22 protein-coding genes are annotated in these 21,847 nt (G+C 67.3%); 15 read left to right on the top strand and 7 right to left on the bottom strand.

Annotation, left to right across the window (positions count from 1 at the left end):
* Window position 1 precedes the first annotated feature (1 nt).
* From BLT71_RS16230 to BLT71_RS20825, 3 genes are all read left to right on the top strand, one after another.
* A complete protein-coding gene (locus BLT71_RS16230; protein WP_091722284.1) occupies window positions 2–1,333 on the top strand; it encodes a geranylgeranyl reductase family protein in 1,332 nt (443 codons plus the stop codon).
* Entirely contained in the window at window positions 1,330–2,430 is a 1,101-nt protein-coding gene (locus BLT71_RS16225) for a polyprenyl synthetase family protein (RefSeq protein WP_091722281.1), read from the top strand. The genes BLT71_RS16230 and BLT71_RS16225 overlap by 4 nt, the downstream gene beginning before the upstream one ends.
* A gap of 829 nt (window positions 2,431–3,259) precedes the next feature.
* Window positions 3,260–3,757, top strand: a complete 498-nt coding sequence (locus BLT71_RS20825) for an endonuclease domain-containing protein (protein WP_231994317.1) — start codon at window positions 3,260–3,262, stop codon at window positions 3,755–3,757.
* 101 nt (window positions 3,758–3,858) lie between these two features.
* Here BLT71_RS20825 and BLT71_RS16215 read toward each other — a convergent pair whose 3' ends face one another.
* Together BLT71_RS16215 and BLT71_RS16210 are read right to left on the bottom strand one after the other, a co-directional pair.
* Window positions 3,859–4,284 (bottom strand): hypothetical protein, encoded by a 426-nt coding sequence (locus BLT71_RS16215; protein WP_091722276.1) that lies wholly within the window; start codon window positions 4,282–4,284, stop codon window positions 3,859–3,861.
* Window positions 4,285–4,343: 59 nt separating this feature from the next.
* A complete protein-coding gene (locus tag BLT71_RS16210) occupies window positions 4,344–5,000 on the bottom strand; it encodes a trimeric intracellular cation channel family protein (protein WP_091722274.1) in 657 nt (218 codons plus the stop codon).
* A gap of 60 nt (window positions 5,001–5,060) precedes the next feature.
* On the opposite strand from BLT71_RS16210, the gene BLT71_RS16205 reads away from it, so the two are divergent.
* Genes BLT71_RS16205 through BLT71_RS16185 form a run of 5 tightly spaced genes read left to right on the top strand, consistent with a single transcriptional unit; the run spans window position 5,061 to window position 10,874 of the window.
* Window positions 5,061–5,930 (top strand): sirohydrochlorin chelatase, encoded by an 870-nt coding sequence (locus tag BLT71_RS16205; RefSeq protein ID WP_091722271.1) that lies wholly within the window; start codon window positions 5,061–5,063, stop codon window positions 5,928–5,930.
* Between the two features lie 54 nt (window positions 5,931–5,984).
* Window positions 5,985–7,730 carry a nitrite/sulfite reductase gene (locus BLT71_RS16200; protein WP_091722268.1) on the top strand — a complete coding sequence of 582 codons (1,746 nt, stop codon included), beginning with the start codon at window positions 5,985–5,987 and terminating at the stop codon, window positions 7,728–7,730.
* Window positions 7,730–8,521, top strand: a complete 792-nt coding sequence (locus BLT71_RS16195; RefSeq protein ID WP_231994316.1) for a phosphoadenylyl-sulfate reductase — start codon at window positions 7,730–7,732, stop codon at window positions 8,519–8,521. The genes BLT71_RS16200 and BLT71_RS16195 overlap by 1 nt, the downstream gene beginning before the upstream one ends.
* On the top strand, window positions 8,518–9,465 hold the full coding sequence (gene cysD, locus BLT71_RS16190; RefSeq protein ID WP_091722267.1) for a sulfate adenylyltransferase subunit CysD: 948 nt from the start codon (window positions 8,518–8,520) through the stop codon (window positions 9,463–9,465). Before BLT71_RS16195 ends, cysD begins: the two co-directional genes overlap by 4 nt.
* Complete coding sequence (locus BLT71_RS16185; RefSeq protein ID WP_091722264.1) at window positions 9,465–10,874, top strand: sulfate adenylyltransferase subunit 1; 1,410 nt, start codon at window positions 9,465–9,467, stop codon at window positions 10,872–10,874. The genes cysD and BLT71_RS16185 overlap by 1 nt, the downstream gene beginning before the upstream one ends.
* A gap of 90 nt (window positions 10,875–10,964) precedes the next feature.
* On the opposite strand, the gene BLT71_RS16180 is transcribed toward BLT71_RS16185, so the two are convergent.
* On the bottom strand, window positions 10,965–11,402 hold the full coding sequence (locus BLT71_RS16180; protein WP_091722262.1) for an SRPBCC family protein: 438 nt from the start codon (window positions 11,400–11,402) through the stop codon (window positions 10,965–10,967).
* Between the two features lie 293 nt (window positions 11,403–11,695).
* On the opposite strand from BLT71_RS16180, the gene BLT71_RS16175 reads away from it, so the two are divergent.
* The 4 genes from BLT71_RS16175 to BLT71_RS16160 all read left to right on the top strand — a co-directional run bounded on the left by BLT71_RS16175 (window position 11,696) and on the right by BLT71_RS16160 (window position 15,289).
* A complete protein-coding gene (locus tag BLT71_RS16175) occupies window positions 11,696–12,832 on the top strand; it encodes an ABC transporter substrate-binding protein (protein ID WP_091722258.1) in 1,137 nt (378 codons plus the stop codon).
* Window positions 12,833–12,859: 27 nt separating this feature from the next.
* Entirely contained in the window at window positions 12,860–13,585 is a 726-nt protein-coding gene (locus tag BLT71_RS16170; RefSeq protein ID WP_056075674.1) for an ABC transporter ATP-binding protein, read from the top strand.
* Window positions 13,575–14,612 carry an ABC transporter permease gene (locus BLT71_RS16165; RefSeq protein WP_231994315.1) on the top strand — a complete coding sequence of 346 codons (1,038 nt, stop codon included), beginning with the start codon at window positions 13,575–13,577 and terminating at the stop codon, window positions 14,610–14,612. Before BLT71_RS16170 ends, BLT71_RS16165 begins: the two co-directional genes overlap by 11 nt.
* A 215-nt stretch (window positions 14,613–14,827) precedes the next feature.
* Window positions 14,828–15,289 (top strand): SRPBCC family protein, encoded by a 462-nt coding sequence (locus BLT71_RS16160; protein WP_091722254.1) that lies wholly within the window; start codon window positions 14,828–14,830, stop codon window positions 15,287–15,289.
* 9 nt (window positions 15,290–15,298) lie between these two features.
* On the opposite strand, the gene BLT71_RS16155 is transcribed toward BLT71_RS16160, so the two are convergent.
* A complete protein-coding gene (locus BLT71_RS16155) occupies window positions 15,299–15,796 on the bottom strand; it encodes a cupin domain-containing protein (RefSeq protein ID WP_091722252.1) in 498 nt (165 codons plus the stop codon).
* Window positions 15,797–15,933: 137 nt separating this feature from the next.
* Between BLT71_RS16155 and BLT71_RS16150 the strand changes: the two genes are divergently transcribed.
* The 3 genes from BLT71_RS16150 to BLT71_RS16140 all read left to right on the top strand — a co-directional run bounded on the left by BLT71_RS16150 (window position 15,934) and on the right by BLT71_RS16140 (window position 19,390).
* A complete protein-coding gene (locus BLT71_RS16150; protein ID WP_231994314.1) occupies window positions 15,934–16,479 on the top strand; it encodes a TetR/AcrR family transcriptional regulator in 546 nt (181 codons plus the stop codon).
* 94 nt (window positions 16,480–16,573) lie between these two features.
* Window positions 16,574–17,836 carry a uroporphyrinogen-III C-methyltransferase gene (gene cobA / locus BLT71_RS16145; RefSeq protein WP_091722247.1) on the top strand — a complete coding sequence of 421 codons (1,263 nt, stop codon included), beginning with the start codon at window positions 16,574–16,576 and terminating at the stop codon, window positions 17,834–17,836.
* A gap of 87 nt (window positions 17,837–17,923) precedes the next feature.
* Window positions 17,924–19,390, top strand: a complete 1,467-nt coding sequence (locus BLT71_RS16140) for an FAD-dependent oxidoreductase (protein ID WP_015937972.1) — start codon at window positions 17,924–17,926, stop codon at window positions 19,388–19,390.
* Window positions 19,391–19,473: 83 nt separating this feature from the next.
* Here the strand turns inward: BLT71_RS16140 and BLT71_RS20820 are convergent, their stop codons facing one another.
* Genes BLT71_RS20820 through BLT71_RS16120 form a run of 3 tightly spaced genes read right to left on the bottom strand, consistent with a single transcriptional unit; the run spans window position 19,474 to window position 21,847 of the window.
* The gene (locus BLT71_RS20820) at window positions 19,474–20,694 is read right to left on the bottom strand and encodes an SRPBCC family protein (RefSeq protein WP_231994313.1); all 1,221 of its coding nucleotides are present in this window, start codon (window positions 20,692–20,694) and stop codon (window positions 19,474–19,476) included.
* Window positions 20,695–20,722: 28 nt separating this feature from the next.
* Entirely contained in the window at window positions 20,723–21,553 is an 831-nt protein-coding gene (locus BLT71_RS16125) for a DUF1206 domain-containing protein (RefSeq protein WP_091722244.1), read from the bottom strand.
* 3 nt (window positions 21,554–21,556) lie between these two features.
* Window positions 21,557–21,847 (bottom strand): hypothetical protein, encoded by a 291-nt coding sequence (locus tag BLT71_RS16120; protein ID WP_091724080.1) that lies wholly within the window; start codon window positions 21,845–21,847, stop codon window positions 21,557–21,559.

Genomic DNA, 21,847 nt, shown 5'->3' with positions numbered 1-21,847 from the left:
AGTGGACGTACTGATTGTCGGCGCGGGTCCGGCCGGATCCACCGCCGCGTATTACCTGGCCAAGGCCGGCCTCTCCGTCACGGTTCTGGAGAAGACGTCGTTCCCGCGCGAGAAGGTCTGCGGCGACGGGCTGACCCCGCGGGCGGTCCGCGAAATCCAGAAGCTAGGCCTGCCGCATCCGGAGGGCGAAGGCTGGCGCCGGAACAAGGGACTGCGCCTGATCGCGGGCGGCCGCACCATCGAACTTCCCTGGCCGGAAGTTTCAGACTTCCCGCAGTACGGTCTCATCCGTACGCGGCTGGGCTTCGACGAGGAACTGGCGCGGCATGCCGAGTCCGCCGGCGCCACCATCCTTGAGCGGCACAGCGTCACCGAAGCACTGAGGGACGACGACGGCCGGGTTACCGGTGTCCGCGCAGCGCTCCTGGACGAGTCCGGACGCAAGACGGGCGAGACGCGCGAGTTCAGTGCCGACGTCGTTCTTGCCGCGGACGGAAACTCCACCCGCACAGCGGTCTCGCTCGGCATCCAGAAGCGCGACGACCGTCCGCTGGGCGTGGCCGTCAGGACCTACTTCACCTCGCCCCGCACGGACGATGACTGGATGGAAGGCTGGCTGGAGCTCCCCGGCCGCGACGGAAAGCTGCTGCCTGGCTACGGCTGGGTGTTCGGCGTGGGCGACGGCACCTCCAACGTGGGCCTGGGCATCCTGAACTCTTCCAAGGACTTCGGCAAGCTCGATTACAAGCAGGTCCTGCGCGAATGGACCGCCGGCATGCCCTCCGAATGGGGCTTCACGCCGGAAAACCAGGTGGGCGAAATCCGCGGTGCTGCCCTGCCGATGGGCTTCAACCGCACCCCGCACTACTCACCCGGGCTGCTGCTGCTCGGTGACTCCGGCGGCATGGTGTCCCCGTTCAACGGCGAAGGCATCTCCTACGCCATGGAGTCGGCGCGGTTCGCCGCCGAGTTCATCATCGACGCCTCCTCACGCTCGGCTTCTTCGGGCGCCACGTACGACGCCGATGCGCACCTTTCCCGGTACGCGGACTACGTGCGGGACCAGTGGGGTTCGCACTTCACCCTCGGACGGGCGTTCGCCACGCTGATCGGCAAACCCGCCGTCATGAAGCTCGCCCTGCGGACTGGCATGCCCATCCCGGTGCTGATGCGGTTCGTGGTGCGGCTGCTGGCCAACCTGACCGATCCGTCCGCCAAGGGCATCGAAGACCGGATGATCCGTGTCCTCGAATCCCTGGTGCCGGCCACATCCAATGCCTCTCCGGCGACGAATCAGCGGTATCCGCAACAAAAAGTTAGGGTTAACCCGTGACCAACTCCGCAGACCACAGCTGGACGCATGCCGGGCACGGCCTGCCGGACTCCGAACCCAGTCTTAACACCACCGCCATTGCCACCGGCCTCCAGCTGCCGGCGGGCTTCGCCGCCATCGCCGGGGATCCCGAGCTGGGCCCGGCCATCACCAACAACCTGGCCCGGGTGGAAAAGAAACTGCGCGAAGCCATCGCCAACTCGGATCCGCTGGCTGACGCGACGTCGCGCCACCTGGTGGAAGCCGGCGGCAAGCGCATTCGGCCGCTGCTGACCCTGCTCTGCGCCCACCTCGGGGACGCTTCGCTGCCCGCCGTGGTGCAGGCCGCCGTCGTGGTTGAACTGACGCACCTTGCCACCCTGTACCACGACGACGTCATGGACTCCGCGCCGTTCCGCCGTGGCGCCCCCACGGCCCACGAGGTGTGGGGCAACTCGGTGGCCGTCCTTACCGGCGACCTGATCTTCGCCCGCGCCTCCATCCTGGTGTCGGAGCTCGGCGGCCGTGCGCTGGGCATCCAGGCCCGGACCTTTGAACGGCTGTGCCTGGGCCAGCTGCACGAGACGGTTGGACCGCGGCCGGACGAAGACCCGGTGGAGCACTACCTGTCCGTCATCGCTGACAAGACCGGTTCCCTGGTGGCCGCCTCCGGCCAGTTCGGTGCCATCTTCTCCGGCGCCGACGAGGCCTACGAGGACGTTCTGGTGGAATACGGCGAGAAGGTGGGCGTGGCTTTCCAGCTCGCCGACGACGTCATCGATGTCACCGGCGTCAAGGTGAAGTCCGGCAAGTCCCCGGGAACCGACCTGCGCGAAGGCGTTCCCACCCTGCCGGTGCTGCTCCTGCGTAAGGCTGCTGCTGACGGCGACCAGTCCGCCGTCGACCTCCTGACCCTGATTGACGGGGACCTGTCCTCCGACGAGGCACTGGCCGCAGCGGTAGCGGGCCTGCGCGAGCACCCCGTGACTGCAGAATCGTGGGTTGTTGCCCGCCGGTGGGCCGATGAGGCCATTGCTGCGCTGGCGCCCCTGCCTGAGGGTGTCGTGAAGGATTCGCTGTCCAACTTCGCTGTTGCCGTGGTGGACCGCGCCAGCTGAACTGTTGTGCGTCGAAGCCCGGTGCCTTCCAACGGTGCCGGGCTTCTGCGTTTGTTGGGTTCTGCGCTGGCGGACATTGCCGGCCTGCTGCAGGTTGCTGTTAACGGGATAGCCCCGGTGCCCAGCAACCGAAGCTGCTGTGAACCGGGGCTATCTCTCCGTTCGCATCAGATCCGCCGGAGGCGTTTAGCGGATCCGTGAACAGCTTATGACACATCTGTCACAGAATGCAAGTCTTAATTTACTGAGAGTGTCATAAGGTTTTCGTGCTGAGATTCTCCGCGGCCGTGGGGCACGCGACGTGCTCAATTGCGTGTTTTACAGCCGGAAGCGTGGATCCGGACCCACGGTCCACGCGGGAACGGGTGGCTGGAGAGTCTGAAAGTCGCGCAATCGCGTCAGTCCGTATGCAAGGGATATCCACATGGAAGGAATCCTCTGCCTCGTGACGGGCTTCGCGTAGGCACGATGAGGGATGGATATCTGCGACTACCTGGCCAGGCGCGGGGGAGCAGCCCGGTCCCTTGAATTGCAAAAAGCTGGGTTTACGCGAACCGGGGTGGGCCGCGCGGTGGATCTGGGCCTGTTGGTGAAAGTCAGGCGGGGAGTTTACGCCCTGCCCGGCGACACGCGCGTTGCTGGAGTCTTGGCGGCGGGCGGGCGGCTCACGTGTTTGTCCGCTGCTCCCGTCTACCGTCTGTGGACTCTCAACGAGCCAACAGGCCTGCACCTAAGCCGGAGCCACCCCACTCTCACGCCCGGAGTCGTCGACCACGGCCGGCCAAGACATCCGCGGCATCCGTGGCTTCCAGTACTAGGGCTGGCGGACGTGCTCCTGCATGCGCTGCACTGCCTGCCGGATTTGGAGGCGCTGGTGATGGTGCAGTCGGCTGTGGGTGCCGGAGACGTCTCGCTCGATTTCCTGCATGGCCGCTGCCAGGGGCGCCGCAATGGGCGTGCCAGGTCGGTCCTGGACCTGACGATTCCCCGCGCGGATTCCGTGCTGGAAATACTCGCTAATGTCCATTTCGCCCGGGCCGGGTTACGGGTTCGGCGGCATGTCTTCATTCCGGGAGTTGGAGAAGTGGATTTCCTGGTCGAGGAATGCCTGGTGGTGGAGACTGATGGCTCAACCCACTTCGAGCCAAAATCCATCAAGCGGGACCAGCGGCGCAACAACCAGAGCATTATTGGGGGCTACCTGGTGCTGCGCTACTACTATGAGGACGTTGTCCACCGGCCCGACGCCATGGTCGCGGAGGTCCAGGCGGTGCTGCTGGTGTGGCGGAGGCCAGCGAACAGGAGGCCGGGCGACATGTTTGCGTGATTTATGGGGCTTAAACGGCGAGTGCCCCTGCAAACGCAGGGGCACTCGCCAAGATCCGGTCCATAAGTGACGCATTTGCGTCAACGGACGAAAGGAAGGCTCTAGTCTTCCTCGTCCCCGAAGGCCCACTCGAACATGTCGAACACGAACTCGGAGAAGGTTCCCTCTTCGGACTTCCACTGGCCGCGGGCATTGTTGCGGCGGTAGACGATGGGGTCGGGGACGCTGAGGTCGCCGGTGCGGAAACCCCAGGTGTATTCCTCTTCCTCGTCCTCAAGGAACATCAGGAAGCCTTCGTCATCGACTTCGAGTTCGTCCGGGTCCCAGAAGTAGTGGTAGGCCTCCATCAGGTCCTCGCAGCCACCCACGGCGAGGTAGAACTCGCGGAGGACCAGGGGGATCTGGAACTGGTGGTCGGCGAGGGCCTTGTCCAGCTCCTCGGCGTCAAGGCCGTCCTCTTCCTGCCATTCGTCCTCGAGATACTTTGGAACAAGCGCGCGGAACTTCTCGAGGAACATGTCAGTCATGCTCATATCCTAGCCAATTCCGGGCCTGCCAAAATGCCACCGCAGGCGTCCCCGGGGCTTTAGAAGTTGCTGTCTTTGCCCCGCCGGTGCCACCCATTGACCGCAAGGGGTGCCTGCCAGGAGCGGCGCCACGCCAGCACCCGGAAGGTGAACACCACGGCGGCCACCCCGGCTGCCGTCAGGACGTTGAAGACGCCCAGGAGCCACAGCACGGTGGTCATCACTGCCCCCACGAAGGCCGGCAGCGCGTAGATGGATTTCGGGTTGAACAGCTCGGGCACCTCATTGGCCGTGACGTCGCGGAGCAGCCCGCCGCCCACTGCGGTGGTGACCCCTAGGAGGACTGACGCCACGGGGTTCATGCCGACCGCCAGTGCCTTGAGCGTTCCGGTCATGCAGAACAGGGCCAGGCCGCCGGCGTCGAACAGCGTGAGCATGGAGGTGAAGCGCTGGACGCTGGGGAACAGGAAATACACCAGGGCTGTGGCCAGCACCGGCGGCACCAGATAGGCGGGCGTGGTGAACGCCGCCGGCGGGCCGCTGTTGAGGATGATGTCCCGGATCACGCCGCCGCCGAGCCCCACCAGCGAGGCCAAAAGCAGGGAACCCACGATGTCGATGTGCTTCCGCGCGGCCAGCAGCGAGCCCGACACGGCAAAGAAGAAGACACCGAGCAGATCCAGCCATACCGGGGCGTTGTCAAAGGCGAAGGTCATCAAAGGTCCAGGTAATTCAAGAAGGGCGGACGGGGCGGCTCCAACGTTACGCTAGCCCCTATGAACAGCCCCATCATGATCGCCTGTGCCCACGGGACGTCCAGTAGCCAGGGAGCGGCCGAGGTCAACGCCCTGCGCGCCGCCATTGCCGGGCTCCGGCCGGGACTCGATGTCCGCGAAGCCTACGTCGATGTGCAGGAGCCGGATCTGGTGGACGTGGTGGCAGGCCTGCCTGAGGGGGAACCGGCAGTGGTGGTGCCGTTGCTGCTCAGCGTGGGATACCACGTGAAGGTGGACATTGCGCGGGCCGTGAAGAGCCGCCCGGGCAGTGCGGCGGCCGCGCCCCTGGGCCCGGACCCCCGGCTGGCCCAGCTGCTGGACCAAAGGCTTCGCGAGGCAGGCACCACGGATAACGACGTCATTGTCCTGGCGGCCGCAGGTTCCTCCAACCCCAATGCCGCCGTCAGCGTTGAGGAACTCCTCGGCCAGCTGCGGGAGCTGCGGTCCAACCGGATGGTGGCCGCCTACGGTGCCTCCGCCCAGCCGTCCGTGCCCGACGCCGTCGCGATGCTTCGCGAGGAGCTGGACGGGGGTGCCGGCGCGGGGGAGTCCGCGGGAGCGGTCGACGTCGGCGGGCGGGTAGTGATCGCCTCCTACCTCTTGGCGCCGGGCTTCTTCCACGACCAGCTGGGCAAGGCGGGTGCGGACGTCATCACCGAGCCACTGCTCCCGTCCCGCGTGCTCGCCGAGATTGCATTGGACAGGTACGACGCCGCCGTCGAAAAAGCCCGTGAAGCGGCCGCCCATGCGCCGGCCGAAACAGCAGCCCAAGCCCCCCAAGAAACCCCGCCGGGACCGGCTGCAAATGCACAGGAGGGTGGCTTGTTCAAGGCCCTGCGGCGTTTCGTGACGAAATATTTCCCTAGGTGACCTCGCATTTCCGGTCCTTTGTGACGCTATTCGAGCGGGACCTACAGTCGTTGCATGACTGATACAGCTCTAGCCGGAGCGTCCGCGGACTCCGCTGCCTCCAAGCGCCCCGCCCGCCCGTCCCGCCCCGCTGCAAAGCCGCACGGGCAGTGGAAAGTGGACGGCAAGACGCCCCTGAACGCCAACGAAACCTGGAAACAGGAAGACGACGGCCTGAACGTGCGCGAGCGTATCGAGACCATTTACGCCAAAGAGGGCTTCGACGCGATCCCCGGCCAGGACCTGCACGGCCGGTTCCGCTGGTGGGGCCTCTACACCCAGCGCAAGCCCGGGATCGACGGCGGCAAGACCGCAACCCTTGAGCCGCACGAGCTCGAAGACAAGTACTTCATGCTGCGCGTGAGGATCGACGGCGGCGCGCTCACCACCGAGCAGCTGCGCGTCATCGGCCAGATCTCCGTGGACTTTGCCCGCGACTCTGCCGACCTCACCGACCGCCAGAACATCCAGCTGCACTGGATCCGGGTGGAGGACATCCCCGAGATCTGGAACCGCCTTGAAGGTGTTGGCCTGTCCACCACCGAGGCCTGCGGCGACGTGCCCCGCGTCATCCTGGGCTCGCCCGTTGCGGGCATCGCCAAGGACGAGATCATCGACCCCACCCCGCTGATTGCCGAGCTGGGGGAGCGGTTCATCGGCAACCCGCTGCTGTCCAACCTGCCCCGCAAGTACAAGACCGCCATCACCGGCCACCCCAGCCAGGACGTGGTCCACGAGATCAACGACTTCGCACTGGTGGGCGTGGAACACCCTGAACTCGGCATCGGCTACGACCTGTGGGCCGGCGGCGCACTGTCCACCAACCCCATGCTCGGCAAGCGCCTGGGTGCTTTCGTCAAGCCCGAAGAAGCTGCCGATGTGTGGCTCGGCGTCACCAGCATCTTCCGCGACTACGGCTACCGGCGCATGCGCACCAAGGCCCGCCTGAAGTTCCTGATGGCCGACTGGGGCCCGGAGAAGTTCCGCCAGATCCTCGAGGACGAATACCTGGGCTACAAACTGGCCGACGGTCCTGCCGCGCCAAAGCCCACCACCCCCGGCGACCACATCGGCGTGCATGAGCAGAAGGACGGCAAGTTCTTCATCGGCGCCACCCCGCTGGCCGGCCGGCTGTCCGGTTCGGGCCTGGTCAAGCTCGCGAACACCCTGGAGGCCCGCGGCTCCTACCGCCTGCGCACCACCCCGCACCAGAAGCTCGTTGTCCTGGACGTCGAGAAGGACCAGGTGGAGCCGCTGGTGGCTGAACTGGACGAGCTGGGCCTGTCCGCCCGCCCGTCCGTGTTCCGCCGCGGCACCATCGCCTGCACCGGCATCGAGTACTGCAAGCTTGCCATCGTGGAGACCAAGCACACCGCTGCCACCGCCGTGGCCGAGCTGGAACGCCGCCTGGGGGACCTGGCCACGTCCGGTGAACTGCCGCAGGCACTGTCGCTGCACATCAACGGCTGCCCCAACTCCTGCGCCCGCATCCAGACGGCAGACATTGGCCTGAAGGGCATGATGCTTCCCACGCCCGACGGCGATCCCTCCCCGGGATTCCAGGTCCACCTGGGCGGCGGGCTGGCATCCAACGAACGCGGCGAGGCCGGCCTGGGACGTACGGTCCGCGGCCTCAAGGTGTACGTTGACGACCTGCCCGACTACGTGGAACGCGTGGTCCGCACGTTCGTGGCCCAGCGTGCCGAAGGCCAGACCTTCGCCGAGTGGGCCCACGCAGCAGACGAGGAGGCACTGCAGTAATGTCCAAGCACGCACTCGGAGTTGACCCCGTGGCTGCGCCGGCCGAGGCTTCGGCCCAGGTCGAGGCCACGGTGGCCAGCGCAGCGCCTAAGCTGCGCTCCAAGGAAGAACTGAAGGCCCTCGCCGAAGCCGGCGCCGCCGAGCTCGGCTGGGACGCCCCCGCCCGCGACGTCATCGCCTGGGTGGAGCGGAACTTCGACCTGCCCGCCGTTTCCGTGGCCTGCTCCATGGCCGACGCCGTCCTGCCGGCGCTGGTCGCGGACCAGATGCCCGGCGTCGACGTCCTGTTCCTGGAGACCGGCTACCACTTCCCGGAAACCTACGCCACGCGTGACGAGGTGGCTGCAAACCTCCGCGTCAACGTGGTGGACGTCCTTCCGGAGACCACCGTGGAGCAGCAGGACCGGCTGCTGGGCAAGGACCTGTTTGCCCGCGACGCCGCCCAGTGCTGTGCCCTCCGCAAGGTGGCGCCGCTGCAGCGCACCCTGGCCGGGTACGAACTCTGGTTCACCGGCGTGCGCCGCGACGAAGCCCCCACCCGCACCAACACGCCGCTGGTCAGCTGGGATGACAAGAACGGCCTGGTCAAGGTCAACCCGATGGCTGCCTGGACCTTCGACCAGCTGGTCGAATACTCCGAAGACAACCTCCTGCCCGTCAACCCGCTCCTCGCCCAGGGATACCCCTCCATCGGCTGCCAGCCCTGCACCCGCAAGGTGGCACCCGGCGAGGATCCCCGCGCCGGCCGCTGGGCGAACTCCGACAAGACAGAATGCGGACTACACGTATGAGCACTTCACTAACCGAGGAGACCACCCAGGTGACTGACTCCGCCGTCTCAACGCGACTCTCCAGCCTGGACACCCTCGAGTCCGAGGCCATCCACATCATCCGCGAGGTTGTTGCCGAGTTCGAAAAGCCCGCCCTGCTGTTCTCCGGCGGCAAGGACTCCGTGGTGATGCTGCACCTGGCCACCAAGGCCTTCTGGCCGGGCAAGGTCCCGTTCCCCGTGCTGCACGTGGACACCGGCCACAACTTCCCCGAGGTCATCGACTTCCGCGACCGCACCGTGGAGCGCCTGGGACTGAAGCTCGTCGTCGGCTCCGTCCAGGAGTTCATTGACCGTGGCGAGCTTGCCGAGCGCGCCGACGGCACCCGCAACCCGCTGCAGACCGTCCCGCTGCTGGACGCCATCCAGCAGAACAAGTTCGACGCCGTCTTCGGCGGCGGCCGCCGCGACGAGGACAAGGCCCGCGCCAAGGAGCGCATCCTGAGCCTCCGCGACGAGTTCGGCCAGTGGGACCCGCGCAACCAGCGCCCCGAGCTGTGGAACCTGTACAACGGCCGGCACACGGTGGGCCAGCACGTCCGCGCGTTCCCCATCAGCAACTGGACCGAGCTGGACATCTGGCGCTACATCGAGCGCGAGAACATCGAGCTCCCCGGCCTTTACTACGCCCACGAGCGCGAAGTCTTTGCCCGCGACGGCATGTGGCGCGCAGTGGGCGAGGTCTCCCAGCCGCGCGACGGCGAGGACATCATCACCAAGACCGTCCGTTACCGCACCGTGGGCGACATGTCCTGCACCGGCGCCGTCGAGTCCAACGCCTTCACCGTGGCCGACGTCGTGGTTGAAGTTGCCGCCTCCACCCTGACCGAACGTGGCGCCACCCGAGCAGATGACCGCATCTCCGAGGCCGCCATGGAAGACCGCAAGAAGGACGGGTACTTCTAATGACCACGATTTCTGAGATCCCGGCGGGCTCAATCAACGAGAACCTGCCCACCACCTTGTTCCGCTTCGCCACCGCAGGATCGGTCGACGACGGCAAGTCCACTTTGGTGGGACGCCTCCTTCACGATTCCAAGGCCATCCTCGCTGACACACTCGACGCGGTTGCCCGCACGTCCGCGGACCGCGGCTTCGGGGGCGAAAAGGGCGGCATCGACCTCGCCTTGCTGACCGACGGTCTCCGCGCCGAGCGCGAACAGGGCATCACCATTGATGTGGCCTACCGCTACTTCGCCACCGACCGCCGCAGCTTCATCCTGGCGGACTGCCCCGGGCACGTTCAGTACACCAAGAACACGGTGACCGGCGCGTCCACCGCGGATGCCGTCGTCGTCCTCATCGACGCCCGCAAGGGCGTGCTGGAGCAGACCCGCCGGCACCTGTCCGTGCTGCAGCTGCTGCGCGTGGCCCACGTGATCGTGGCCGTCAACAAGATCGACCTGGTGGACTTCAGTGAGTCCGTGTTCCGCGACATCGAAGCCGATGTGCAGCAGGTGGGCCGCGAACTGGGCCTGGGTTCCGATGGAATCAGCGACCTGCTGGTGGTTCCCGTGTCCGCCCTCGACGGCGACAACGTGGTGGAGCGCTCGGAGCGCACCCCCTGGTACACCGGCCCCGCGCTGCTGGAGGTCCTGGAAACCCTGCCCGCCGCCGATGAGCTGGAAAGCCACCTCGAGAGCTTCCGCTTCCCGGTGCAGCTGGTGGTCCGGCCGCAGGGTGCGCTGGCTCCCGACGCTGTGGCAGCCGGCCTGGACGTAGAGGCTTACCGCGACTACCGTGCGTACGCCGGCCAGATCACCGAAGGCTCCGTGAAGGTGGGGGACCAGGTATCCGTGCTGACGCCGGGCCAGGCCCCTCGCACCACCACCGTGGTGGGCATCGACTTCGCCGGAAAGTCCCTGGAGGAAGCCGCCGCCCCGCAGTCCGTGGCTGTCCGCCTGGCTGACGAGTTCGACGTCGCCCGTGGTGACACCATCGCCGCGGCAGGCACCGTCCGTGAAGCCACCGCAGACCTGTACGCAGCGCTGTGCTGGCTGTCGCCGAAGCCACTCCGTGAGGGCCAGAAGGTTTTGGTCAAGCACGGGACCCGCACCGTCCAGGCGCTGGTCCGCAGCGTTTCCGGGAAACTGGACCTGGCCTCTTTCAAGCTTGAGGGCGCCTCCAGCCTGGAACTCAACGACATTGGCCACGCGCAGCTCCGGCTCGCCGCGCCGCTGCCGCTGGAGAACTACCTGCACCACCGCCGCACCGGTGCGTTCCTGGTAATCGACCCGCTGGACGGCAACACGCTGGCAGCCGGCCTGGTCAAGGACCACCCGGGCGACCACGAGGACGAGCGCTACAGCATCTAGGTTCCGCAATGAAACCGCGGCTTGTTCGCAAAACCCGGCCTTCAAGGTTAGGTCTTGCGAACAAGCCGCGGTTTTGTCGTTTCGGGAGGGCTACTGCCGCCGCTCAAGGATCGACTTGAGCTTCTGCAGGTCCTTCCGGGTTTGGCGGCGGATCATTGGTGCCATAACCAGCCCGGCCAGCCGCGGGAAACCCGAGGGGCTCCCGGTGTTGCCGAGCGTCATGACCGTGCCGCCGTCGTCGTCCGCCCAGGTGTAGGTGGTCTCCATGGGGAACGGGCCCTGCGCGGTGCGCATCACCAGCTTCCCGCCCGGGACGTACTCCACGAACTCGTAGGTGTAGCTGAGCTCCCGGCCCATGAACGCGGCGTTGAAGGCCACCTTCGAACCAACGCCCAAGGGCCCGCCGGTGAGCCGCTGCGAGCTGTGGATGTTCACGTACCACTGCGGGGCGTTGTCCGGGTTGGCAGCAAAGTCCGCCACTTCGGCGCGGGGCCTGTCGATGTGGATCCGGGTCTGCACGTTCACCATGTTGCGTCTCCTTCCGGCGTCCGGCGGCGGCCGGTTGTGGCTGTTGCCCTGATGCCACGTTAGCCGCGGAGCCAGGATGCGGGAACCGCGGAGTCTGGGCGCGTCCGGCCCCGTCGCGGTGCGGCACAAGCTGCGCCGGTTGGTCAACGTTAAGGGCAGCCGGCGCGTCAAAACCCGGTGACGGTGCGGCCGAATATGACGCCGCATGAACCTGCGTGACCCTCCGTTGAGGCTCCATTGAACGGCTTTGGGCCACTCCCTATGGTGAAACAATGACTAGTTCCAAGCCCGGGATGACCCGCATCGTGGCAGGCGAAAGCGCTGTTCCCAAGCGCAAGCGTGCCATCGAGGCCGCCCTGGCCATCGGGCTGGTCCTGCTGATCGCCGTCGGCGCCGTGGTGGCGTCCTCCGTTGCCCGCAACACCGAGGCCCAGGCAGCCGAACCGACGCCGGCAGCTGCGCTGAAGCTCGGCTACTTCGGAAATGTGACGCACGCCCCCGCTCTGGTGGGCATCAAGAAGGGTTTCCTCGCCGAAGCCCTGGGCAGCACCCAGCTGAGCACCGAATCGTTCAACGCCGGCCCGGCCGCCATCGAGGCGCTGAATGCCGGGGCCATCGACGCTGCCTACATCGGCCCCAACCCGGCCATCAACTCCTTCGTCAAGAGCTCCGGCCAGTCCGTGAAGGTCATCGCCGGCGCGGCAGCAGGCGGGGCCCAATTGGTGGTTAAGCCGGGGATCGATTCCGCCGCGGACCTCCGTGGCAAGACCCTCGCTTCCCCGCAACTGGGCGGCACCCAGGACGTGGCCCTCCGCGCCTGGCTCTCCGGGCAGGGCTACAAGACCAATGTGGACGGCAGCGGCGACGTCGCCATCAACCCCACGGACAACGCCCAGACCCTCAAGCTGTTCCAGGACGGAAAGCTCGACGGCGCGTGGTTGCCTGAGCCGTGGGCCTCACGCCTGGTGCTCCAGGCCGGCGCCAAGGTCCTGGTGGATGAGAAGGACCTGTGGGACGGGACCGGCACCGGCAAGCCCGGCGAGTTCCCCACCACCATCCTGATCGTCAACCAGAAGTACGCCGCCGACCACCCCGACACCGTCAAGGCACTGCTGGCCGGCCACGCAAAGTCCGTCGCCTGGCTCAACGAAGCTCCGGAGGCCGAGAAGGCCAGTGTCATCAACGCGGGCCTGCAGGAGTCCGCCGGTGCCACACTCGCCGACGACGTCCTGGCCCGCTCGCTGGCCAACATCACCTTCACCCTGGACCCGCTGGCCGGAAGCTACCCCCGGCTGCTGCAGGACGGCGTCGAAGCAGGGACCACCAAGAAGGCCGACCTCAGCGGGCTATTCGACCTCCGCGCCCTCAACGAGGTTGCCGCTGCCACCGGCACCAGCAAGATTTCAGCAGCCGGCCTCGGCCAGGACTGAACCACCCCACTACCTAAGGACGGCACCATGCCAGTCGTACTGGAAAACCTGGGCAAGCGCTTCGGCGACGGCGCCCCGGTGCTGGACGACGTCAACGCCAACATCGGGAAAGGCGAGTTCGTCGCCCTCCTCGGTGCGTCCGGCTGCGGCAAATCCACCCTGCTGAACATCATCGCGGGACTGGAGGCACCGTCGTCGGGCGCCCTCGAAGTCCCCAGCGACGGCGCAGCCTTCATGTTCCAGGACGCCGCACTGTTCCCCTGGCTGACGGCCCGGGAAAACATCGAGCTGGCACTGAAACTGCGCGGCGTGGGCAAGGCCGACCGGCGCACCAAGGCACAGGAACTCCTGGAACTGGTCCACCTGGGCACGGCGGGGGACAAGCGGCCGCACGAGCTGTCCGGCGGCATGCGCCAGCGCGTCTCACTGGCCCGTTCGCTCGCCCAGGACCGCCAGCTGCTGCTCATGGACGAGCCGTTCGCCGCCCTGGACGCCATCACCCGCGACCTGCTGCACGACGAGCTGGAACGCATCTGGAAGGAAACCGGACGCACCATCGTCTTTGTCACCCACAACGTCCGCGAGGCTGTCCGGCTGGGACAGCGCGTGCTGCTGCTCTCCTCCCGCCCCGGCCGCGTGGTCCAGGAATGGGACGTCACCGAGGAACACCGAACCGACGCCGGGCTCGCCGGCCAGCTCACCGGGGTCATCACCGCCCGGCTGCGTGAGGAGATTCGCCGCCATGCCAAGTAAGTTCCTGTCCGGCTCCGCGCCGGATGCCGCCCCCGCCCCTTCGCCGGACGGCTTTCGTCCTTCGGACGAAGCGTCCGGCTCCGACAGGCCCGATGCCACTCCCAGGGCGGCATCCGGCGCTACGCCCTCGTCACCTCACGTGCATGCCGCTTTGACAAGGTCTTCGAGCGGAAACGAGGACCTCCGGGAGCTCGAATCGGGGCTCGATTCGCTGCAGTCCGACGCCGAGCGCAAGCACCGGGTGGACTGGAGCCGCATCCTCCTGCCCGTGGCCGCCCTGGTGGTCCTGGTGCTCGTCTGGCAGTTCTACGTGTCGCTGGGCGTCAAGCGCCGCGACCTGGTTCCCGGCCCGCTGGATGTGGCGGGCCAGATGGGCGTCCTGTGGTCAGAAGGCAAGCTGCAGGAAGCCATGTGGACCTCGCTGCAGCGCGGCCTGGTTGGGTTCCTGATCTCGGTGGCCATCGCCACGCCCGTGGGACTGCTGCTGGCTCAGGTGGCGCCGCTGCGCCGGGCTTTCGGCCCCTTGATCTCGGGCCTGCAGGTGCTGCCGTCGGTTGCTTGGGTCCCCGCTGCCATCATCTGGTTCGGCCTCACTGACGCCACCGTCTACTTCGTGGTGTTCATGGGCGCCATCCCCTCCATCATCAACGGGCTGATCTCCGGTGTGGACCAGATCCCGCCGCAGTTCCGCCGGGTGGGAACCGTCCTCGGCGCCAACCGGCTGCAGATGGCCCTGCAGGTGGTCCTGCCGGCCGCGCTGCCTGGTTACCTGGGCGGCCTCAAGCAGGGCTGGGCCTTCTCCTGGCGCTCCCTCATGGCCGCGGAAATCATCGCAGTGGGCGGCACCATCGGCTTCGGCCTCGGCTCGCTGCTCGACCAGGGCCGGGCGCTGTCCGACATGACAGTGGTGATGTCCGCGATCCTGCTCATCCTCGGCGTCGGCATCCTGATCGAACTGCTGGTGTTCGCGCCCATTGAGAAGCGTCTCCTGCGCCGCCGCGGCCTTCTGGCCGGCAGCACCCGCTGACCCGACACCCTCCCAACGCACCGCACGAGCCCGACGGCGACCTCCCGCCGTCGGGCTCTGCTGTTCCCTGGCGCAGCTCCACCGCCGGTCCCACCGGCAAACCGGGGCACTTCGACACGGACACGCCGGGGAACCAGGCCAATACGACGCCGAAGCTCGCCAAAGTGCCCTACGGCGGGGCCCAAGCTGGCCGGGAAGAATGGCAGACTGGCGCCATGACCGTCAGCTTCGTGTGCCGCACCGAGTCCGCGCTTCCAGTGGAGCAGCTGTTCGACCGGGCCCGCAGCATCGACCTGCACGTGGATTCCCAGCGGACCTCGGGGGAGCAGGCCGTAGCGGGAATCACCGAAGGACTGATCGGCAGCGGCCAGGAGGTTACCTGGCGGGCACGGCACTTCGGTGTCCCCCTCACCATGACGAGCAGGGTCACGAATCTGGACTTCCCCCGCAGCTTCACGGACGAGCAGGTGAAGGGCCCCTTCAAGGCCTTCCGGCACGTCCACGACTTTGAAGCCACGGCCACCGGCAGCATCATGACGGACCGGGTGGAGTTCAGTGCCCCGCGCGGTGCCGTGGGCCGCGTCGTCGAACGCCTCGTCCTCAGACGCTACCTGGAACGGCTCATCATGCGGCGGGGGCGATTCCTCGCCGAAGGCCGAATTGCCGGGAACAGCTAGCCGCTACGGCTATGCGAAGGGCGGCGGCCCAATGATCTCGATCCCGCCGTGGGCCTGGCCGGATGCCCGAATCCGGCTGAAGTCCACCAGGCCTGAACCGTTGGGGTCATCAGAATTGGACAGGGGCTCGCTGGCGCCGTCGTAGAAGGACTGCGCACTGCCGGGTGTCTGCAGACAAAGAATTCGGGTGCCCTCTTGCAAAACCTTGAAGGCGTGGGGAAGGCCGCGTGGTGCCATGGCCAGGCCGCCAGCGGCGATCCGGTGCTCCGTGCCGGCTAGGTTCACGAGGATTTCACCGGCCAAAACGTACAGGGTTTCATCCGAATCTGGGTGGGTGTGGAGCGGGGTGACCTTATTCAGGGCCATCTCGTCCTCGAAGAGCAGAAACGCGCCGGCCGTCTCCTCCTGCCTGGCCTTCCAGGTGTGCACTCCGCCGCCGTAGAACCAGCGTCGTGGTCCTTCGCCGGGCTGACGGACCAGGGATGATGACGCATTTTCCGTTTCCATGCTGCTCGCCTCGATGCCTTGGGAAACTTTATGGGACGCGTGTCCCATAACAAGACTCATGTACCATGAAGAGCGTGTCAAGACCCTATGCGGATAGCGGGCGCAGCAGCCAGAAGCGCCGCACGATGGATGCTCTCGTGGCGGCTGCAAGGACCCTTGTCGCCGCCGGTAGGACGCCGACGGTGGACGAGGCCGCACAGGCAGCCGGAGTTGCACGCAGCACTGCCTACCGCTATTTCACCGGCCGGCGGGAACTACTCGCTGCAGCCCACCCTGAAACGGCACGGACCTCGATGCTGCCGGAGGCTCCGCCCCTGGATGCTGCCGGCCGGCTCGATGCCGTGGTGGTGGAGTTCACCCGCATGATTCTGGAAACCGAAGCACAACAGCGGACCATGCTGCGCCTATCGCTTGAGTCCGCCGACGGCCCCGGCCGGCGCCTGCCCCTGCGCCAGGGGCGTGCTATCGGCTGGCTGACCGAAGCGCTAATGCCGCTGCAAGGGGAATTGACCGATGAGCAGGTCCATAAACTGGTGCTGGCCGTCCGCAGTGCCATCGGCATTGAGGCCCTGGTCTGGCTCACGGACGTGGGCGGGTTGGACCGGGAGGACGCCATCGAGTCGATGCGCTGGACCGCCAACGCTTTGCTCGCCAAGGCGCAGACGGAGGGCCTGTGGGGTTGACGCCCCGCAGCACTATATGACGCAGCGTTACCTTACGTGAACTGTTGTTGCTGAGCCTTTGTGGGCCATTGTGACGCAGCCCTACCGTTGATCCATGGCAATTCAGGATATTTACCCCACGGCGCTGCGGCTGCTCGGCCGCCCCGTGCTGGTGGTGGGCGGCGGACCCGTAGCCACCCGCCGCGCCAAGGGGTTGCTCGACGCCGGTGCCCTGGTCACCGTCGTGGCACCCGTTGCCTCTCCCGCGCTGCAGGACATGGCCGGCGCCGGCCTGCTCACCTGGGCAGCGCGCCCCTACGAATCCACGGACGTCGACGGCGCGTGGTTCGTCCAGACCGCCACCGGCGATCCCGCCGTGGACGCCCAGGTATCGGCCGACGCCGAGGCGCAGCGCGTCTGGTGCGTCAACGCCTCCGACCATGAAGCCTCCGCCGCCTGGACGCCCGCCGTCGCCGTGGTTGATGACGTCAAGATCGCCGTGAACGCCGGGGGAGACCCGCGCCGCGCCATGGCCGTCCGGGACGCCGTCGCCACCGCCCTGGAAACCGGGGACCTTCCGCTCCGCCGCCGCCGCGCCCACCGCGGCTCCGTTGCCCTGGTGGGCGGCGGACCCGGCGATACCGGCCTCATCACCGTCCGTGGCCGCCGGCTCCTGGGTCAGGCCGACGTCGTGGTTGCCGACCGCCTGGGCCCCCGTGAACTCCTCAACGAACTCGCCCCGGACGTCCGCGTCATCGAGGTGGGCAAGACCCCCGGCCACCACCCCGTTCCGCAGGCCGACATCAACCGCATCCTGGTCGAGGAAGCGCTCAAGGGCCACCGGGTGGTCCGGCTCAAGGGCGGCGACCCGTACGTCCTGGGCCGCGGCGGCGAGGAAGCCGAACACTGCCGCCGGCACGGCGTCGAGGTTGAAGTGGTTTCCGGTGTCACGTCCGCCATCTCGGTGCCCGCGGCGGCAGGCATCCCCGTCACCCACCGCGGCCTCGCCAAGGGCTTCAGCGTGGTCACCGGCCACGAAGAACTGTCCGAGGTTCCCGCCCGCGCAGACCACACGATCGTCCTGCTCATGGGAGTGGGCCAGCTCCGGGAATCAGCATCCGCGCTGGGCGAAGCCGGACTGCCCGCCGGGACCCCTGTTGGTATCGTGGAAAACGGCTACTTGCCGGACCAGCGTGTCACCATCGGAACGCTCGGTTCCATTGCGGACCAGGCCGAAGCCGCCGGCGTCGCGAATCCCGCAGTGATTGTCATCGGTGACGTGGTGCGCGTGAGCCCGTTCGCGCCGTCGCACTTCAAAACCGCTGACTACAGCACCACCAGCCCCAACCAGCCCCGCAAGACCGTCTTCACCACCTGAAACCCATCGACTGCTCCGTAACGTCCGTTATGACCCTTCAAAACGGCCGTTACTCAGCAATCGATGCAGAAGAAAAGGAACACAGCCGTGTCATCTAGCACCACCGTAGGCTCTGCCGAGCGTCCGCTGCGCGTCGCCGTCGTGGGCTCCGGCCCGGCCGGCGTCTACGCCGCAGACATCCTCACCAAGAGCGAAGCCGTCAAGAGCGGCGAGCTGACCGTGAGCATCGACCTCTTTGACCGCTACCCGGCACCCTACGGCCTGATCCGCTACGGCGTGGCCCCGGACCACCCCCGCATCAAGGGCATCGTCAACGCCCTGCACAAGGTGCTGGACCGCGGCGACATCCGATTCTTCGGCAACGTGGACTACGGCACAGACCTCACCATCGAGGACCTCCGCACGCACTACGACGCCGTCATCTTCGCCACCGGCGCCATCAAGGACGCGGACCTCAACATCCCCGGCATCGAGCTGGACGGCTCCTACGGCGGCGCAGACTTCGTGTCCTGGTACGACGGCCACCCCGACGTCTCCCGTGAATGGCCGCTCGAGGCCAAGGAAATCGCCGTGCTCGGCAACGGCAACGTGGCCCTGGACGTGGCCCGTGTCCTGTCCAAGCACGCCGATGACCTCCTGGTTTCCGAGATCCCGGACAACGTCTACGCGGGCCTGAAGAACTCTCCGGTCACCGACGTGCACGTCTTCGGCCGCCGCGGCCCGGCTCAGGTTAAGTTCACGCCGCTGGAGCTCCGCGAACTGTCCCACTCCAAGGACGTGGACATCATCCTGTACCCGGAGGACTTCGAGTTCGACGAGGAATCGGACCGCCAGATCCAGACGAACAACCAGACCAAGACCATGGTGGGCACGCTCACCAACTGGATCGCCGAGCAGCCCGAAGACGTCTCCGAGCTCAAGGCTTCCCGCCGCCTGCACCTGCACTTCCTGCACAGCCCGGTGGAGATCTACGACGACGCCGATGCCCCCGGCAAGGTGGCCGGCATCAAGTTCGAGCGCACCGAGCTGGACGGCACGGGCAACGCCCGCGGCACCGGCGAGTTCGTGGACTACCCGGTCCAGGCCGTCTACCGGGCCATCGGTTACTTCGGGTCCGCCCTGCCGGACGTGGAGTTCGACCACAAGAAGGGCGTCGTAACGAACGACGGCGGCCGCGTCCTGGACGCTGACGGCAACCACGTGCCGGGCATCTACGCCACCGGCTGGATCAAGCGCGGACCCGTGGGACTGATCGGCCACACCAAGGGCGACGCCCTCGAGACCGTGACCTACCTCCTCGAGGACCGCGAAAACCTGCCCGTTGCCGCGGCACCCGCCGAGGACGCCGTCGTCGAACTCCTGGACGCCCGCGGCGTGAAGTTCACCAGCTGGGAAGGCTGGCTGGCCCTGGACGCCCACGAGCTCGCGCTCGGTGCCGCAGCAACCGAGGCCGGCGGATCGCACGGTGTTGAGGTCAAGCGTGAGCGCATCAAGGTGGTGCCGCGCGAGGACATGGTTGCCATCTCCCGCGACGGCGTCGCAGCACAGGTCTAAAGCCCGTCCAAAGGCCCGCCGAACCTCCCGGTTCCGCGGGCCTTTGGCGTTAACCGGGCCGTGGGGCCCTTAACCCTGCTGCGCTATTTGCCCGCACCGCCGGCCGCCATCAGTTCCAGCCGGCGGAGGGTCTCACGGTTGCGGGCGGAAATGGCGGCGTCCCGCAGGACCTTGGGCACCAGCTTGCCCGGTCCGCGGATGGCGTCTTCGGCGATGGTCACGCGGCAGCCGTCCGCAGCCTCCTCAAGGGTGATCTCCACCTTGGCCTCGCCCATCGGCCAGCCCCGGGCCACCAGTTCCAGCGAACGGTTGGGTTCCACGGCGGTTACCCGGGAGCTGTCATCGATCACCAGCGGCCAGGCGCCCACGGAATGGTGCAGCCGGGATCCCACCTGTGGCCACTCGGCGTCCACATCCCGGATGCGTGACGCGCCGACCACCCATCCGGAATACAGCCAGCCGTCGGCAATGACCCGCCAGACGTCGCCGGGCGGGGAGCTGAAGTGCTGCGAAACGGTGGACATGGCGTTCCTTCCGGTTGCGGGGGTGCTGGCAGTGCTTTGCTTGGGCCGTTCCGGCTGGCCGCCGCCGGGGCGTGCGACGGCGGGAGGTGCTGTCCGCTGGGCCGCGCGGTACGAAGGCTTCCGCAGGCGCCGGGTCCACGGGTAGGCCTGTGCCCCCGGCGGCTGGTTTCCGAGTGGATCGAAGCGCAGGGGAGTGTCCGTTGGATGGGGTCCGGCGTGCAGCCGCAGCTCGCCGCACTCCCGCCACCGCCCTGACGGGGTGGCCCAATGCAGTCCGAGGACCCACTCGCCTGACGCGAGGGATCCGGGCGGGAGGCTGCGGGTGCGCAGGCCCAGGAGGACAGGGCCCTGCCGGCCGCGGTAGGGCATCAGCGTGGTCATGGTGGCGCCGGCAACGTCCAGCCGCGGCCGCAGCAGGAAACGCCATGGCACCCGCCATCCGGTGGAGGCGAACAGAACGTCCGCCGGGCCGGGAGGAGCGTCGCCGTCACCTGAAGGGGTGACCCTCAGTGCGAGCCCCAGGATGTCGGGCAGCGTCTGGGGCAGGCCTATTGACCGGGAGAAGCGGGCCTCCACGGCATCCACTCCGGCGTTGTCGAGCCAGTCGATGCCGCTCGGGGCTGCGGGGCTGCCGGTGCGGGTGAGCTCGCCGGACAGGCCGAGCCCGTGAGGATGGATGGGCCGCTCCGGCCGGGCAACCTTCAGGAGCCGGAACAGGGCGGCGAACGCCTGCCCGGCGCTGCGTGTGGCGGCGGGCGCGCCGCCCGGGTGCTGGGTCATATTTACTCCCTACCCATAATCACGCGGGCTACATGTGCCCGAACCGGGCCCGGATCAGGGCGAAGATACCGTAGGCGATGAAGCCGGCACCAATGGCCACCAGCAGGTAAGGGCCGAAGGGGTGGTCGCGCAGGGCCTGGAGGCTTCCGTCCAGGCCGGTGGACTCTTCAGGGCTGTGCTTCGCCGCGGCGATGATGAACAGCAGCCCGGTGAGTCCCAGGGCGATGCCTTTGGCGATGTGCCCCACCACTCCCAGGCTGTCAACAATCCTGCCGCGCCTGGTCCCGTTGAAATGAAAGAGTTCCTCTTTCTTGAAGCCGCGGGTGACTCCCTTGACCACAAAGTAGACGCCGATTCCGATGATGGTCAGCCCCAACGCCACGAGCACCCACGGTCCCAGCGGATGGCCCATCAGTGCTGCGCTGAAGTCCCGCGTGCTGTCCCCGGAATCCCCGCGGAGCCCCACAGCGAAGCCGGCAAAGCTGAGCCCCACGCTGCCGTAGGCGATGGCCAGGAAGCCGGAGGACACCAGCTTTGCCACACGTTCCTTGCGTGGTTCGCCGCGCATCCTGAGGGTGGCCTCGCTGGCCTGCCACAGGGACAGCCCGGTGCAGGCCGCAACGCAGGCCCACATGACGGCAGGGCCCCAGGGGTTGGCGGCCAGCTGTTCAATGGCTCCGGTGGCGTCCGCCTGGCCGGGCTGGCCGAAGGCAATGGCAACGGCAATGGCCCCCACAATCACATGCAGCAGGGCCATGACCGCGAAGCCCAGCCGGGCCAGGACGTCCAGGACTTTGTGGTTTGACGCTTCCTCGACGGCATCTGCCGCCTGGCTGAGCGTGGATTCGCCATCGGACACAGGTCAGCCGTTCATGGGCCCTTCGGCGCGCAGCTTCTCCGCACCGGGTCCTTCGACGTGGACGGTGCAGCGGACCACCAGGCGTCCCGGCGCGTTGTCCAGCTCCACCAGGGAATCGTTGCCGCTGAGGACCGTGAAGACTTCCGAGCCTGCCACCACGTCCACGTGCTTGGCCTGCGCGGTCTCGCGGGCGTTGCGCAGCGCCTCGTCCTGGAGGCCGCCAACGTACGTGCCATCACTTTCGCGGGCCGGGTCCCCGAAGGCCCAGCCGAACAATGTCCCTGTATTTCCCAT

The sequence above is a fragment of the Pseudarthrobacter equi genome (genome assembly GCF_900105535.1).
In the GTDB taxonomy this organism is placed as follows: domain Bacteria; phylum Actinomycetota; class Actinomycetes; order Actinomycetales; family Micrococcaceae; genus Arthrobacter; species Arthrobacter equi.
This window is presented reverse-complemented; position numbering and strand designations above follow the sequence as displayed.

Coding starts and splice junctions, on each gene's coding strand:
- BLT71_RS16175 (WP_091722258.1), top strand. CDS start 11,696: ATGACCCGCATCGTGGCAGGCGAAAGCGCTGTTCCCAAGCGCAAGCGT.
- BLT71_RS16210 (WP_091722274.1), bottom strand. CDS start 5,000: ATGACCTTCGCCTTTGACAACGCCCCGGTATGGCTGGATCTGCTCGGT.
- BLT71_RS16120 (WP_091724080.1), bottom strand. CDS start 21,847: ATGGGAAATACAGGGACATTGTTCGGCTGGGCCTTCGGGGACCCGGCC.
- BLT71_RS16155 (WP_091722252.1), bottom strand. CDS start 15,796: ATGGAAACGGAAAATGCGTCATCATCCCTGGTCCGTCAGCCCGGCGAA.
- BLT71_RS16180 (WP_091722262.1), bottom strand. CDS start 11,402: ATGGTGAACGTGCAGACCCGGATCCACATCGACAGGCCCCGCGCCGAA.
- BLT71_RS16160 (WP_091722254.1), top strand. CDS start 14,828: ATGACCGTCAGCTTCGTGTGCCGCACCGAGTCCGCGCTTCCAGTGGAG.
- BLT71_RS16165 (WP_231994315.1), top strand. CDS start 13,575: ATGCCAAGTAAGTTCCTGTCCGGCTCCGCGCCGGATGCCGCCCCCGCC.
- BLT71_RS16195 (WP_231994316.1), top strand. CDS start 7,730: ATGTCCAAGCACGCACTCGGAGTTGACCCCGTGGCTGCGCCGGCCGAG.
- cysD (WP_091722267.1), top strand. CDS start 8,518: ATGAGCACTTCACTAACCGAGGAGACCACCCAGGTGACTGACTCCGCC.
- BLT71_RS16185 (WP_091722264.1), top strand. CDS start 9,465: ATGACCACGATTTCTGAGATCCCGGCGGGCTCAATCAACGAGAACCTG.
- cobA (WP_091722247.1), top strand. CDS start 16,574: ATGGCAATTCAGGATATTTACCCCACGGCGCTGCGGCTGCTCGGCCGC.
- BLT71_RS20820 (WP_231994313.1), bottom strand. CDS start 20,694: ATGACCCAGCACCCGGGCGGCGCGCCCGCCGCCACACGCAGCGCCGGG.
- BLT71_RS16200 (WP_091722268.1), top strand. CDS start 5,985: ATGACTGATACAGCTCTAGCCGGAGCGTCCGCGGACTCCGCTGCCTCC.
- BLT71_RS16205 (WP_091722271.1), top strand. CDS start 5,061: ATGAACAGCCCCATCATGATCGCCTGTGCCCACGGGACGTCCAGTAGC.
- BLT71_RS16170 (WP_056075674.1), top strand. CDS start 12,860: ATGCCAGTCGTACTGGAAAACCTGGGCAAGCGCTTCGGCGACGGCGCC.
- BLT71_RS16215 (WP_091722276.1), bottom strand. CDS start 4,284: ATGACTGACATGTTCCTCGAGAAGTTCCGCGCGCTTGTTCCAAAGTAT.